Here is a 13,624-nt window from a genome sequence, read left to right as displayed (position 1 = left end):
GAATTGTGAGAAAAACTGATTACTTTTGCCCTTCATTTAATAACACATTTAATTAATTAACAATGTACGCAATAGTAAATATAGCAGGACAGCAATTTAAAGTTGCAAAAGACCAGTTCCTTTTTGTACACCGTTTACAAGGAGATGAAGGCGCTAGTATTGAATTTGACAATGTATTGTTAGCAGAAGACGGTGGTAAATTTACCATTGGTACACCTAGCGTTGCTGGTGCAAAAGTTTCGGCTAAAATTTTGTCTCATTTAAAAGGCGATAAAGTTATCGTTTTCAAGAAAAAACGTCGTAAAGGCTACAAAAAGAAAAACGGTCACCGTCAACAATTTTCTAAAATCCAGATCACTGGTATTACGTTATAATTGAATTTTTAATCAGACAAACAGTCTTAAATTAAGATAAAGAAATGGCACACAAAAAAGGTGCGGGTAGTTCGAAGAACGGCCGTGAGTCACATAGCAAGCGTTTAGGTATCAAAATCTTCGGTGGTCAACAAGCAATCGCTGGTAACATCATCGTACGCCAACGCGGTACACAACACAATCCCGACACAAATGTTGGTATTGGTAAAGACCACACATTGTTCGCTTTAGTAGACGGTAAAGTAGTTTTCCGTAAAAAAGCTAACAATAAATCTTATGTATCTGTAGTTCCTACAGAACAAGCATAAGGTTATGCAACAATATTTGAAGAGGCATCAAGAAATTGATGCCTTTTTTCTTTTTACTACTTATCTGCTTATCCTTCATGTCTGCGGCTGCAACTGGCCGGCTCTACCGCTGTCGCAATAGTGCATTAACACCATCGTAAAACGTTTGGTTGCAGCATCGCGCTATTCAAATGTCTCATCCCGCTGTAGGCTATATCGTCTGGCTTGATAATGAATAGTTTAAATTATTAAACAGATTTAAATTGTTATTTTCTGTTAAATGTAACTGCTTTGGTACAATTTTTATAAACTATTAGTGTTTTTAAAATATACACCAATTGACAAGATATCGACACAGATTAAATAGAAATTTACAAGCAGTAGCAGCGAAGCCCGCTTGGTTTATATATGTGGATACGATATGCGTGTGTAGACGAGATGATATAGCTATCGATAACAGAGCGGAATATGATGCATTCATGTGTCCATATCATGCAGACAAGAACGAATAAATACTTACATATGAAATACAATAAGTTGGGATATGCTATGTGCGCTGGATTATTTGCCTGTTCATTCTATTCCTGTAGTTCCATTTATATGCCCAATGTGCCATCCGCGCCAATGTTTACAGAAGCTGGGGAAGTGTATGTTTCGGGTAATATTAATACCAAAGCTAATGTATCGGCCAACCTCGGTGTCGCGGTCACAGATCACGTGGCGGTGATTGCCAACGGTTCTTATGTGGACAGTAGATCCAATATCAAAGACTATGCGCAAAAAATGGGAGAAGCGGGAATAGGCTATTATACACGGTTTGGCCGTAAAAATAACCGCGTATTTGAGGTTTATGGCGGTTATGGGGTGGGCAATACGAATGTACTAGATAAGCGTTCATCGACCATGGGACAGGCTATTGTGGAAACGAAGGATATGGATTTTGACAAAGTATTTGTGCAGGTCAATTTTTCATCAGAAAAAAAGGATGCCCTGAAACTATTTGGTAACCGGCATGACATCGATTATGGTACCATCATCCGTCTCAGTAATATGCGCATGAAGAATTTTGCCATCGATGGCCTTCCTGCAGAAAAAGAAGAAAATATGCTGGTCGAGCCTGTATTTTATACCCGGATGGGGCTTGGAAAAGGGTGGAAGCTGCAATATACAAATGGTATGGTTTTCGGTCTAAAAAGTAATACCTATTTAAAAGCAGGTTATCCATTGTTTACGTTGGGAGTTTTATATAAATTTGGAGGAAAATAGCGGCTATGAACAAGAAAATATTATTGGCGTTTTTTGTAGTGCTGGGTGTGTTTATATCCGGCTGTGGAATAAATCGGCAAAAAGCGCAGATCGAGAACTTGGCGAAATGTAAGTTCGATGTAGAATCGGTGGATAGTATCCGCTTGGCAGGGACATCGCTGCAACGACTGATCAGAAATAATCAGATTGACTTAGGGGCAGCGCCAAGCTTAGCATTGGCGTATCTTCGGAAAGATATTCCCTTAGACGCTGTTATCCGGCTTAAAATAGATAATCCGACGCTTAAGAAAGCGTCTATTAATAAATTCCAGTATATCATTCTTTACGGTGGGCAGCAGCTTGTTGAAGGTATTGTCAATCAATCCTTACAAATAGAACCCGGACAATCTACGATCGCTAATGTACGTATAGCAACCAATATCTACGATTTGTTGAAAAATTCGGATCTACAGGATTTTTTAATGTCAAGCGATGAAAATAAAAAAGGAATATTCACGTTAAAAGTGAAACCTTCAATCAATATCGCTGGTCAATCTGTTTTCTATCCGGGCTATATTACCATAGATAAAGCGGTAAGCCGCAAGATCCTACTTTAGCGTATCGGTGTAAGCGATAAAATAATAAGGTTTTTCATGAAAGTGGAAAACCTTTTTTGTTTGTTCGGCAGACAATGGATCGGTTAAAGGCAGTTTAGCATTTGTGTTTAAAACTGTGAGCCTAGTTGAAGTGGGGGAGATTGTAGGGAGTGATTTTGCTAAACCGTTATTACAAATAGACTATTATGTGAAGAATTAAACTGTAATAAAAAAGTTATAGTGTCAAAGTGTAAAGTGTACACCTTATTTTATATTTTAGTCTTTAATTACAAACCTAAATATGTTTAAAAAAATCTTTATTCCTGTTTTATTATTGACTGGCGTGCATGCTATGGCGCAAAAGGCCTTTGAGCCTTACGAGCAGTCTATTGAAGGAACTAATTTGACATTTAAAATGCTTGCCATCCCTGGTGGTAACTTTAAAATGGGAAGCACGAGTGGAGGTAAGGCGGATGAAAAGCCTGCACATGAGGTGAAATTGGATCCATTTTGGATGGGTCAATATGAAGTAACATGGGATCTGTTTGAGCCATTTCTCTATAAAGACTATGAAATTGCAAAGAGTAAGGACGGCCAAATAAGTAAAGAAATCGATGCTGTTACTCGTCCTACGAAGCCGTATTTGGATATGACTTTTGGTTTTGGGAAAGAAGGACATCCAGCTTTGGCAATGACGCATTACAATGCCATCCAGTTCTGTAAATGGCTATATGTGCGTACCGGCGTGTTTTATCGTTTGCCCACAGAGGCGGAGTGGGAGTATGCTGCCAGAGCAGGTTCCAAGACGGCGTATTTTTTCGGTGATCAAGCAACGCAACTAGCAGATTATGCTTGGTTTAAAGAAAATGCGGAAGAGAAAACGCATGTTGTCGGACAAAAGAAGCCAAACCCCTGGGGGCTTTATGATATTTATGGCAATGTAGCGGAGTGGACTTACGACCAATATAAAGCTGATAGCTACAGCGAAGGTACGGGAAAGGTGTTGACCAACCCGGTAGTGGTGCCGACTACCCTTTATCCACATGTCGTCCGTGGTGGTGCATTCGATAGCGCGGCTGATGACCTTCGTTCGGCGGCTCGGGGAGCTTCAGATCCAGTATGGAAGCAACTGGATCCGCAAGTACCAAAAAGTAACTGGTGGTTTCCGGAAGCACCTTTTGTCGGATTGCGATTGGTAAGACCGGCTAATCCGCCTAGCCATGAGGAGATTATGGCGTATTATGATAAAAAACCAATTAAAGATTTTTAAAAATAAAATAATCAATATAAAACTGTTATGGAGAATCTAGAAAGAAGAGATTTTATTAAAACTTCTGCCGTAGTGGCGGGTGGCGCAATGTTGAGTTCGTTACCGCTATCGGGTGCCTATGCTGCAGGTTCGGACGTCATCAAAGTTGCCTTAGTCGGCTGCGGGGGCCGGGGAACAGGAGCCACTTTCGATGCACTGAGCTCAGGAATGAACATCAAGGTTGTCGCGTTGGCCGATGCCTTTAAAGATAATTTAGATAGTACTTATAATACCCTCAAAGAAAAATGGCAAGATAAGATCGATGTGAGCGACAACCATAAATTTGTCGGATTTGATGCTTATAAAGATGCAATTCAATTGGCAGATGTGGTTATCTTAGCGACGCCACCGGGGTTTAGGCCGACACATTTCGAGGAAGCAGTCCGTCAGGGTAAGCATGTTTTCATGGAAAAACCCGTCGCCGTTGATATCCCGGGGGTGCAACAGGTGTTGCGGGCAGCGGCAGAAGCAAAGCGCAAAAAACTGAATGTTGTTGTGGGTTTGCAACGCCGTTATCAAACAAATTACCGGGAGGCTATCAAACGTATCCAAGAAGGTGCCATCGGTGATGTGACATCGGGACAAGTATATTGGAACTCGGGCGGTGTATGGGTGCGTCCACGCAAACCGGAACAGACAGAAATGGAATATCAAATGCGTAACTGGTATTATTTCAACTGGTTGTGCGGTGACCATATCGTCGAACAGCATGTGCACAATATCGATATTGCCAACTGGGTAAAAGGAGCTTATCCGGTATCGATTCAAGGCACCGGAAGTAGGGCGCATCGTACCGGTAAAGAGTATGGCGAAATATACGATAACTTTGCATTAGAGTTGACTTATGCCGATAACAGTGTTGTCTATAGCCAGTGCAGACACTTTGAAGGCATTCATAACCGGGTTGACGAACAATTTCAGGCAACCAAAGGACGTGCGTATCTCTCTGCGGGGGGACAGGCTGTGTTGTACGACTGGAAAGGAAAAGAAATCTATCGGCACGACCCGAAAGGGAATCCAAATCCCTATCAGCAAGAACATAAAGAACTTTTTGCGGCCATTTCTAAAGGGGAATATAAATTTGATAATGCTGAATACGGTGCTTACAGTACATTGACCGGTATCATCGGACGTATTGCTTGTTACACAGGTAAGGTAATCAAGTGGGACGAGGCATTGAAATCGACCATTAAATTGGGGCCGGATGTACTCGCGTGGGATGCAAAACCAAAATTGCTGCCCGATGCAGAGGGCTTTTATCCAGTGGCAGTGCCTGGCCAAAATACAAACCTTTATATTTAAGCTTTTAGGCTGATGGAATTAAAGTGTTATGTGTGCATCCTATTTTTTAGTATCGTTTGTCGCATGCATGTACAGGCGCAAATTCCGTTGCCTGAATTACACAAATTTAAGCTGGAAGGGCCCGCACAGGGGACACAATTCCATATCACTTATTTTGCTTCCGACAGTCTCTTGAGACGGTCGGAAGTTGATAGTATATTGACGGCCATTGATTTGTCGATGTCAATCTATCGCAAAGACTCGAAAATATCTCAGTTCAATACCGATTCGGTTAAGTCTATTGTCATGGATAACCACATGGCCAAGGTGATAAAAGCTTCTTTTAAGTATCATAAATTATCACATGGTCAATTTGATATTACGATTGCCCCGTTGGTCAACCTTTGGGGCTTTGGTGCATATAAGAGTGTCGCAGCCCCAGATTCGGCGACGGTATTGCGAGTGAAGGAACTTGTTGGCATGCAGTATTTGAAGGTGAGCGGGAATCGGCTGATCAAGAAGAAAAAGGGCGTTAAAATCGATGTCAATGGTATTGCACAGGGCTATACGGTCGATTTTTTGGCGGACTATCTTGAGCGAAAGGGAATTGTCAATTATATCGTTGAGGTCGGTGGTGAAATTAGGGCTTCGGGTACGCCACCTGCGGGGCAGGGGTTTTCCATTGGTATCGTTCAGCCTGATGATACTGGCGGTGAAGAATTGATTACTGCTGTGGCGCAGCTGAGAGCGGGTGCCCTGACCACGGCTGGTAGTTTCGAAAAGTATATTCAATATAAAGGGAAAAAATTGGGACACCATATCGATCCCGTTTCAGGTTTTCCATATACGAGCGATATCCTAAGTGTCAGCGTCTATGCAAAAACTGCGATGGAAGCAGATGCACTGGATAATTATTTTATGGGCATGGAACCCGATAAAGTGATGACAGAAGCCAAAAAATTTAAAGATGTGGCAGTATTTGTCATTTTTAAAGATAAAAATCAAACCATTCAAACGATTTATTCGGAGGGATTTGGTAAATTATTTAAAAATTAATCAATTATAAAATAAAATGAAGAGATCGGATTTTATTAAAGGTAGTCTTTTGGCCGCTGGGGCAGGACTGGCTGGACAGACTTTTGCGTCAACAACTCAACATACAGCAAATACGATGGATAAAGGTAAAACATTCAACTTAAATTATGCCCCGCATCAGGGGATGTTCAAAAACCACGCTGGGGATAATTTTCTCGATGAAATTCGTTATATGTATGATTTGGGTTTTCGTGGGATTGAAGATAATGGTTTTTTAGGGAGAACTTTGGATGAGCAGAAAAAGATCGGTGATCTGTTGGCCAAGCTGGGTATGACGATGGGCGTATTTGTGGTGGACGGCGGCCAAAACTGGATGCCATCATTGGCGACCGGCAAACAAGAGTATTTGGACAAGTTTGTCGAAACCTGCAAGAAGTCTGTAGAAGCTGCCAAATATTGCCATGCGAAATGGGTCACTGTAGTGCCCGGATTTTATGAACGTAGACTTCCCTGGGGCAATCAGTTTAGCAATATCCTAACAGCGATGCGCAAAGGCGCCGAAATCTTTGAGCCGCATGGTTTGGTAATGGTATTGGAAACTTTAAGTGATACACCAGATTTGTTTTTGCAGCAGACACATGAGACGTATGCCTTATGTAAGGCTGTGAACAGTCCGTCCTGTAAAATTTTATATGATATCTATCATATGCAGCGTACCGAAGGTGATTTAATTGCCAATATGAATCGTTGTTGGGACGAAATTGCCTACATACAGATCGGTGATAACCCGGGTAGAAAAGAGCCAACTACGGGCGAAATTAATTACAAGAACGTATTCAAACATATTCACAGTAAGGGATATAAGGGTATCATGGGGATGGAACATGGTATATCCAAGCCAGGTAAAGAAGGTGAGGATCGCTTGGTGGCAGCGTATCGCGAGGTGGATAGCTTTTTGTAATATTTTAATAGTGTACTATTGACAATTAGATTTAATTTCTTAAATTGAGCAGGTAAAACCAATTAGTAGTATTGTAAAACACCATTTTTTTTTATGATTTCATCAACAATAAAATTTAAACTATCCTTCATGATGTTCCTCGAATTTTTTATTTGGGGGGGATGGTTTGTGACATTAGGTACTTTCTTGAGCAAAAATCTACATGCAACGGACTTTGAAATGGCTAATGTATTTTCAACACAATCATTGGGAGCAATTATCGCCCCTTTTATTGTCGGAATGATTGCCGACCGCTATTTTAATGCGGAGCGTATTTTGGGTGTTTTACACTTGGTGGGCGCAGTATTGATGTACCAAATGTATGGTGCTGCAGACATGGCTACTTTTTATCCGTATGTATTGGCTTATATGGTGCTTTATATGCCAACGTTGGCTTTGGCTAGTTCAGTTTCCTTTAGGCAATTGACCAATCCGGAAAAACAATTCTCAGGTATACGCATCTGGGGAACAATTGGTTGGATCGTAGCAGGTTTAGCAATCAGTTATATCTTTAGATGGGATGCATCAGCATCAGAGGGTGCTTTGAAAAATACATTTTTAATGTCAGGGGCTGCTTCATTGGTACTTGGGGTATTCTCGTTTGCATTGCCTAAAACGCCGCCGGTTAAATTGGATGAAAACGAAAAACCATCCTTTGCATCAATCATTGGCCTGGATGCGATTAAATTATTGAAAGACAAAAACTTTTTTATCTTTTTCATTTCTTCGGTATTGATCTGTATTCCATTGGCCTTTTATTACTCAAATGCAAATTTATTCCTTTCAGAGATAGGTTTGGAAAATCCAACGGGTAAGATGACTATCGGTCAGGCATCGGAAGTATTGTTCTTATTGGCTTTGCCAATTTTCTTTACACGATTTGGCTTTAAGAAAACAATCCTTGTGGGTATGCTTGCTTGGGTAATCCGCTACCTGTTATTTGCTTATGGCAATGCGGGCGAGTTATCGTTCATGTTATTGATCGGTATTGCATTGCATGGTATCTGTTATGACTTTTTCTTTGTTTCCGGTCAGATTTATACAGATAGCAAAGCGGGTGTTAAATACAAATCGGCGGCACAGGGCTTAATTACTTTGGCAACGTACGGTGTTGGACAGCTGATCGGTTTCTGGGTTGCTAGTTATGTCGGCGACAAGTACAAAGATTTGAAGGCAACTGACCTGGCGGCATTTTGGAATCATACCTGGGTCGTACCAGCAATTATCGCAGCGGTGGTATTTTTTATCTTTCTAGCCCTTTTTAAGGACGAAAAGATTGATAGTACAAATGCTGTACACTAAACAGAAAAATAACTATTTAAAAAAACAAATAATTAGAAGAGAGATGGCAACAAATACTTATGACGCAATTGTAATCGGTTCGGGGATAAGTGGTGGATGGGCTGCGAAAGAATTGACAGAGAAAGGGCTGAAAACAATTATGCTGGAGCGTGGTCGTAACATCGAACACATCAAAGATTATACTGCGCCAAATAAAAATCCATGGGAATGGCCACATGCTGGCGGTCGTACGCAAAAAATGATCGAAGAGTATCCGGTGTTGCGTAGAGATTACCCATTGAACGAAAAAAACCTGGATTTTTGGGTAAATGAAAAGGAGAGCCCTTATACCGAAGTCAAACGTTTTGATTGGTACCGTGGGTATCATGTTGGCGGTAGATCGCTGATGTGGGGAAGACAATCTTATCGTTTAGGCGATTTGGATTTCGAAGCGAACTTAAAAGACGGTCACGGTGTAGACTGGCCAATTCGTTATAATGAAATTGCCCCTTGGTATAGTTATGCGGAGAAATTTGCTGGTATCTCCGGTAATCGCGACGGTGTACCATCTTTGCCAGATGGAGACTACATGCCTGCAATGGCGATGAATATTGTTGAAAAAGACTTAGCGGAGCGTTTGAAAAAACAATATGGCGGTCAACGTCATTTCATCATGGGTAGAACGGCAAACATTACTGTTCCGCATCACGACCGTGTAAACTGTCAATATCAAAATCAATGTTGGTTGGGTTGTAACTTTGGTGCCTACTTCAGTACACAGTCGGCGACTCTTCCTGCAGCGAAAAAAACAAATAACTTGACATTACGCCCTTTTTCCATCGTAACTAAAATTATCTACGATAAAAACACGAAAAAGGCAAAAGGTGTAGAAATTGTCGACGCTGAAACAAATCAAACCTATGAATTTTTCGCAAAGGTCATCTTTGTTTGTGCATCTGCATTGAACTCAACATGGGTATTGATGAATTCTGCCACAGATGTTTGGGAAGGCGGTCTGGGTAGCAGCAGTGGCGAATTGGGGCATAACCTGATGGATCACCATTTCCGTTGTGGTGCCGGAGGTAAGATTGATGGTTATTTGGATAGCTATGTGTATGGCCGCAGACCGACAGGTTTGTATGTACCTCGTTTTGTAAACGTAGAAGGTGATACCAAAAAACGTGATTATGTTCGTGGATTCGGATACCAAGGTGCGGCAGGTCGCGGACGTTGGTCTGGTGCTGTTGCCGAGATGGAAGTGGGGGGTGCATGGAAAGATGCCATCTGTGAGCCAGGTGATTGGACCGTAGGTTTTACCGCTTTCGGAGAAACGTTACCTTACCACGAAAATAAAGTTACGCTTGATAAAAGCAAAAAAGATAAATGGGGATTACCTGTATTGTCATTTGACGCGGAGATCAAGGATAATGAATTGAAGATGCGTGGTGACATGCAGAATGAGATGAAAGAAATGTTGGAAAAAGTTGGCGTGAAAGATATCTATACCTACGATAATGTATATGGCTTTGGTCAAGGTATCCACGAGATGGGGACTGCCCGTATGGGACGTGATCCAAAAACTTCCGTCTTAAATGGTAACAACCAAGTGTGGGATGCATTGAACGTCTTTGTGACTGATGGTGCTTGTATGACTTCTGCAGGTTGTGTCAACCCTTCATTAACGTACATGGCGCTTACTGCTCGTGCAGTTGACTTTGCAGTAAGTGAATTGAAAAAAGGTAACATCTAACAGCTAAAGATTCATAACAATGGAAAATAACTCAAATAAGACGAGTAGAAGAGGTTTTATAAAGAGTGCCGCGACCGCTGCGGCGGCTTTTATGATCGTCCCTCGCCATGTATTGGGCGGAAATGGCTTTACAGCTCCAAGTGACAAATTACAAGTAGCAGGTATCGGTGTAGGAGGCAAAGGTTTTAGCGACATCAATGCGTTTCACGATTCAGGGAAAGCAGATCTGGCTTTCTTGTGTGATGTGGACGACCGTCGTGCGGCCGGTGCATTAAAACGGTACCCGAAGGCAAAATATTATAAAGACTACCGCGAGATGCTGGATAAGGAGCACAAACGTATTGAAGCTGTTTCTGTTTCGACTCCAGATCACCAACATGCAATTCAGGCGCTTGCAGCTATGCAGTTAGGTAAACACGTGTATGTTCAAAAACCGCTGACACACGATGTTTGGGAAGCCAGAGCATTGACGCATGCCGCAAAGAAATATAAAGTAGTTACCCAAATGGGAAATCAAGGGGCATCCAATGATGGACCACGTTTTGTCCGTGAATGGTACGAAGCTGGTCTTATTGGTGATGTACATACAGTATATTGTTGGACAGACCGTCCAGTATGGCCTTCGGGAATTGCTTGGCCTACAGGTAAAGCTGAGATTCCGAAAGAACTGGATTGGGATCTTTGGTTAGGTACTGCTCCTTACAAAGAATATGTCGACAAATTGGTGCCTTTCAACTGGCGCGGCTGGTGGGATTATGGTACCGGTGCATTGGGCGATATGGGCTGTCACTTGTTGGAAGTGCCTTTCAGTACCTTAGGGCTTACCTATGTACAGGATGTACAAGCAACTGTAGGTTCGGTATATGTGGATGAGTTCAAACGCGGATATTTTCCGGAAAGCTGTCCGCCGTCAAGCCATGCAACATTAACATTCCCGAAAACACCGCGTACTAATGGCCCTGTCACATTACACTGGATGGACGGTGGTATTCAGCCCGCTCGTCCGGATGAATTAGGTCCAAACGAAATTTTTGGTGATGGTGGTAATGGTATCTTACTTGTCGGTACAAAGGGAAAAATCCTTGCTGATACTTATGGACAGAATGCACGTTTATTACCAACGTCGAGAAAAGAACAAATTGCCCAAAAGTATGCGCGTGTACCCGGACAAGAAAGTGGACACTATGCACAATGGGTAGAAGCTTGTCAGGCTGGATACGGTAAGAAAGAGGTGAGTTCGCCATTTGAGATCGCCGGTCCGTTGACTGAAGCTTTATTGATGGCTAATTTGGCAATCAGAGGAGCTGATTTACGCATCGATGGCAAATATCCTGGACGTAACCTGAAATTGCTTTGGGATAACAATAATATGCGCGTTACAAACTTTGATCATGTCAATCAGTATGTAAAACGGAATTACAGACAAGGTTGGGAAATGAAATATAATTTCTAAAATTAAGATATTTAGTAGTATGAATAGAAGAGAAGCATTACAACGGGTTGCCTTAATTTTAGGAGGTACCGTTATTGGCGCTAATTTATTTTTGGAAGGTTGTACACGTTCAGCAACGAAAGATGTGCAAGCCTTATTTGAAGCTAAGACGACCGACTTGCTAGGTGATCTAGCGGAAGCTATCTTACCTAAAACTGCCACTCCGGGAGCGAAAGAAGCTGGGGTAGGAAGTTTTATCCCTGTCATGGTGCGTGACTGCTATACAGAGAAGCAACAAAAAGCGTTTTTAGATGGCTTGGGCAGTTTGGACGACAAATCGAAAGAAGTAAAAGGGAAACCATTCCTAGAACTTTCGGCGGAAGATAGAACGGCGGTCGCGGCGGCCTTGGATAAAGAAGCGAACGAGTTCAACAAAAAACAGGCGGAAGATCAGAAAGATATTCGGGAGAAAAATAGAGAGAAACAGAATGAATTGTACAATTATGTGGATAATGATCCACCTCATTGGTTCACCATGTTTAAGCAGCTAACGTTGACCGGTTTCTTTAACTCTGAACTGGGCTGTACAAAGGCATTGCGCTATGTGAAGATTCCCGGAAAATTTGATGGTAATCTTCCATACAAAAAAGGAGACAAAGCATTTGCTTAACAAAGCTTGGAAAAGTAAAGATAAAAGGAGACCATGGTCTCCTTTTTATTTTGTCTCGATTGCCAGGGCAAAATGGATCCGCTGCTGTTTAGTAACCGTCATAAAATATCCCTGATCGGTAGAATCACCATTGATTTCTACTGTATCGTTATAACGTAGTTCACGAAGGTAATTCATCTCCAACGACCGGATCTGATTGGTTAAGACAAGTTCCATAGGCAATCTATCCATACACCAGTCGAGATATTTAACATTGTTAGCGTGGTTGACAATATCGAGATCGGAGAGCTTTACGATATATTCATCCCTATTTTTGACCGTACTGGAGATATCGAGCTTCGAAAAAGGCCGCTGAGTGGCTGGACGGTCGGGATATGTGACAAAATCTTCGGTCGAAATTGCCAGTGTTTCGGAACTTCTTTTTACTGTATTGATGACGGCCCAATAACTGCTTGCTGTCACATAAGTCTGCCCATTCACTGTAATTTCAAAATTTCTGGTCGAGCGTGCGCCTTCCAGTTCCTGCACCCAGGTTTTGACCTTGACAATATCCATCCATTTGGGTAACCTCGCAATCTCAATTCGGATACGGCTTAGTACCCACGTTTGGTTATGTTTAGCCATTTCTTTAAATCCAAAACCCGCTACATTGGCATGCTCTCCAGCGGTGAGCTGTAAGATATTAGACAAATCGGAGAAACGGATGCGACCATTGGAGTAGCACTGGGTGAAATTAATTTCCCACTCTTTTTCGAAGACAGATCGTTCCATATAGCATATATTTTCCGCAAAAATAGATAATTGGAATCACTTGTGCCATCCCTATACGATGAAATGACACGCTATCCAGATAACGCGAACGCTCTCCAAGGTACAAACGTATTTTTATTGTAAAATAAATGATAGTTTTCTATTAGCATATTGATTATTATAGTTGGAATTGGTAGATTTAGATAAGCCAATGGCAGAAGAAGATAAAATAAGATTGGCTTGAAAGCGTTATTGATTATGTAGCGCAAATACTATTGTTAAACATTAAATGCTCGTATTATGGTTGGACAACTAATAGCTAAAGAGGAAATTCCTCAATTTAAATTTATCCCGGCGATTGAAGATAAGACTGCGACCTTTATGGATAAATTGAAAGGTGCACTTCGGTTGGGAAATGAGTTTAAATCCAAAACCGAAATTGCCTTTCAGACAGATTCCGGACCAAAACGTATTGAGACCACGGTGTGGTCGTTGACTGATAGATATATTCAGATTAAAAGTGGGATTTTAATACCATTAAAGTCTATTATAGCCATTGATTATTAAGTAATAAAAACGGAGGCTCCTATTTAGGAGCCTCCGTTTTGTATGAT

At 41.6% G+C, this 13,624-nt stretch carries 14 protein-coding genes; 13 read left to right on the top strand and 1 reads right to left on the bottom strand.

Annotated elements, in window-relative coordinates:
* The first annotated feature begins 62 nt into the window (after nucleotides 1–62).
* The 12 genes from rplU to VXM68_RS17795 all read left to right on the top strand — a co-directional run bounded on the left by rplU (nucleotide 63) and on the right by VXM68_RS17795 (nucleotide 12,260).
* Entirely contained in the window at nucleotides 63–374 is a 312-nt protein-coding gene (rplU, locus tag VXM68_RS17850; protein WP_028068281.1) for a 50S ribosomal protein L21, read from the top strand.
* A 44-nt stretch (nucleotides 375–418) separates the two neighbouring features.
* Complete coding sequence (gene rpmA / locus VXM68_RS17845) at nucleotides 419–682, top strand: 50S ribosomal protein L27 (protein WP_046672918.1); 264 nt, start codon at nucleotides 419–421, stop codon at nucleotides 680–682.
* Between the two features lie 501 nt (nucleotides 683–1,183).
* Nucleotides 1,184–1,927 (top strand): hypothetical protein, encoded by a 744-nt coding sequence (locus VXM68_RS17840; RefSeq protein ID WP_367209548.1) that lies wholly within the window; start codon nucleotides 1,184–1,186, stop codon nucleotides 1,925–1,927.
* Nucleotides 1,928–1,932: 5 nt separating this feature from the next.
* Entirely contained in the window at nucleotides 1,933–2,523 is a 591-nt protein-coding gene (locus VXM68_RS17835) for a hypothetical protein (protein ID WP_293953994.1), read from the top strand.
* Nucleotides 2,524–2,803: 280 nt separating this feature from the next.
* Nucleotides 2,804–3,772, top strand: coding sequence for a formylglycine-generating enzyme family protein (locus VXM68_RS17830; protein WP_367209547.1), 969 nt, complete (start codon nucleotides 2,804–2,806; stop codon nucleotides 3,770–3,772).
* A 27-nt stretch (nucleotides 3,773–3,799) separates the two neighbouring features.
* A complete protein-coding gene (locus VXM68_RS17825) occupies nucleotides 3,800–5,113 on the top strand; it encodes a Gfo/Idh/MocA family oxidoreductase (protein WP_294184800.1) in 1,314 nt (437 codons plus the stop codon).
* Between the two features lie 12 nt (nucleotides 5,114–5,125).
* Complete coding sequence (locus VXM68_RS17820; protein ID WP_293954000.1) at nucleotides 5,126–6,148, top strand: FAD:protein FMN transferase; 1,023 nt, start codon at nucleotides 5,126–5,128, stop codon at nucleotides 6,146–6,148.
* 16 nt (nucleotides 6,149–6,164) lie between these two features.
* Entirely contained in the window at nucleotides 6,165–7,088 is a 924-nt protein-coding gene (locus tag VXM68_RS17815; RefSeq protein ID WP_294184804.1) for a TIM barrel protein, read from the top strand.
* A 96-nt stretch (nucleotides 7,089–7,184) separates the two neighbouring features.
* Nucleotides 7,185–8,429, top strand: a complete 1,245-nt coding sequence (locus VXM68_RS17810; RefSeq protein ID WP_367211308.1) for a nucleoside permease — start codon at nucleotides 7,185–7,187, stop codon at nucleotides 8,427–8,429.
* 43 nt (nucleotides 8,430–8,472) lie between these two features.
* Nucleotides 8,473–10,158, top strand: a complete 1,686-nt coding sequence (locus VXM68_RS17805) for a GMC oxidoreductase (protein ID WP_293954004.1) — start codon at nucleotides 8,473–8,475, stop codon at nucleotides 10,156–10,158.
* A gap of 19 nt (nucleotides 10,159–10,177) precedes the next feature.
* Nucleotides 10,178–11,611 (top strand): Gfo/Idh/MocA family protein, encoded by a 1,434-nt coding sequence (locus VXM68_RS17800; RefSeq protein WP_367209546.1) that lies wholly within the window; start codon nucleotides 10,178–10,180, stop codon nucleotides 11,609–11,611.
* 19 nt (nucleotides 11,612–11,630) lie between these two features.
* On the top strand, nucleotides 11,631–12,260 hold the full coding sequence (locus VXM68_RS17795) for a gluconate 2-dehydrogenase subunit 3 family protein (RefSeq protein WP_293954006.1): 630 nt from the start codon (nucleotides 11,631–11,633) through the stop codon (nucleotides 12,258–12,260).
* A 45-nt stretch (nucleotides 12,261–12,305) separates the two neighbouring features.
* Here the strand turns inward: VXM68_RS17795 and VXM68_RS17790 are convergent, their stop codons facing one another.
* Nucleotides 12,306–13,031, bottom strand: coding sequence for an acyl-ACP thioesterase domain-containing protein (locus VXM68_RS17790; protein ID WP_293954008.1), 726 nt, complete (start codon nucleotides 13,029–13,031; stop codon nucleotides 12,306–12,308).
* Nucleotides 13,032–13,310: 279 nt separating this feature from the next.
* Between VXM68_RS17790 and VXM68_RS17785 the strand changes: the two genes are divergently transcribed.
* Nucleotides 13,311–13,577 carry a hypothetical protein gene (locus tag VXM68_RS17785; RefSeq protein ID WP_293954010.1) on the top strand — a complete coding sequence of 89 codons (267 nt, stop codon included), beginning with the start codon at nucleotides 13,311–13,313 and terminating at the stop codon, nucleotides 13,575–13,577.
* Nucleotides 13,578–13,624 lie beyond the last annotated feature (47 nt).

Origin of the sequence: Sphingobacterium sp. R2 (genome assembly GCF_040760075.1) — a bacterium.
GTDB lineage: Bacteria > Bacteroidota > Bacteroidia > Sphingobacteriales > Sphingobacteriaceae > Sphingobacterium.
Note: the sequence above shows the minus strand (reverse complement) of the source record. Positions and strands in the feature narration are given on the sequence as shown.

What these genes read in the sequence shown, in the direction of transcription:
- VXM68_RS17800 (WP_367209546.1), top strand. Translation starts at nt 10,178, where the DNA reads ATGGAAAATAACTCAAATAAGACGAGTAGAAGAGGTTTTATAAAGAGT.
- VXM68_RS17805 (WP_293954004.1), top strand. Translation starts at nt 8,473, where the DNA reads ATGGCAACAAATACTTATGACGCAATTGTAATCGGTTCGGGGATAAGT.
- VXM68_RS17795 (WP_293954006.1), top strand. Translation starts at nt 11,631, where the DNA reads ATGAATAGAAGAGAAGCATTACAACGGGTTGCCTTAATTTTAGGAGGT.
- rplU (WP_028068281.1), top strand. Translation starts at nt 63, where the DNA reads ATGTACGCAATAGTAAATATAGCAGGACAGCAATTTAAAGTTGCAAAA.
- VXM68_RS17820 (WP_293954000.1), top strand. Translation starts at nt 5,126, where the DNA reads ATGGAATTAAAGTGTTATGTGTGCATCCTATTTTTTAGTATCGTTTGT.
- VXM68_RS17830 (WP_367209547.1), top strand. Translation starts at nt 2,804, where the DNA reads ATGTTTAAAAAAATCTTTATTCCTGTTTTATTATTGACTGGCGTGCAT.
- VXM68_RS17840 (WP_367209548.1), top strand. Translation starts at nt 1,184, where the DNA reads ATGAAATACAATAAGTTGGGATATGCTATGTGCGCTGGATTATTTGCC.
- VXM68_RS17825 (WP_294184800.1), top strand. Translation starts at nt 3,800, where the DNA reads ATGGAGAATCTAGAAAGAAGAGATTTTATTAAAACTTCTGCCGTAGTG.
- VXM68_RS17790 (WP_293954008.1), bottom strand. Translation starts at nt 13,031, where the DNA reads ATGGAACGATCTGTCTTCGAAAAAGAGTGGGAAATTAATTTCACCCAG.
- VXM68_RS17785 (WP_293954010.1), top strand. Translation starts at nt 13,311, where the DNA reads ATGGTTGGACAACTAATAGCTAAAGAGGAAATTCCTCAATTTAAATTT.
- rpmA (WP_046672918.1), top strand. Translation starts at nt 419, where the DNA reads ATGGCACACAAAAAAGGTGCGGGTAGTTCGAAGAACGGCCGTGAGTCA.
- VXM68_RS17835 (WP_293953994.1), top strand. Translation starts at nt 1,933, where the DNA reads ATGAACAAGAAAATATTATTGGCGTTTTTTGTAGTGCTGGGTGTGTTT.
- VXM68_RS17815 (WP_294184804.1), top strand. Translation starts at nt 6,165, where the DNA reads ATGAAGAGATCGGATTTTATTAAAGGTAGTCTTTTGGCCGCTGGGGCA.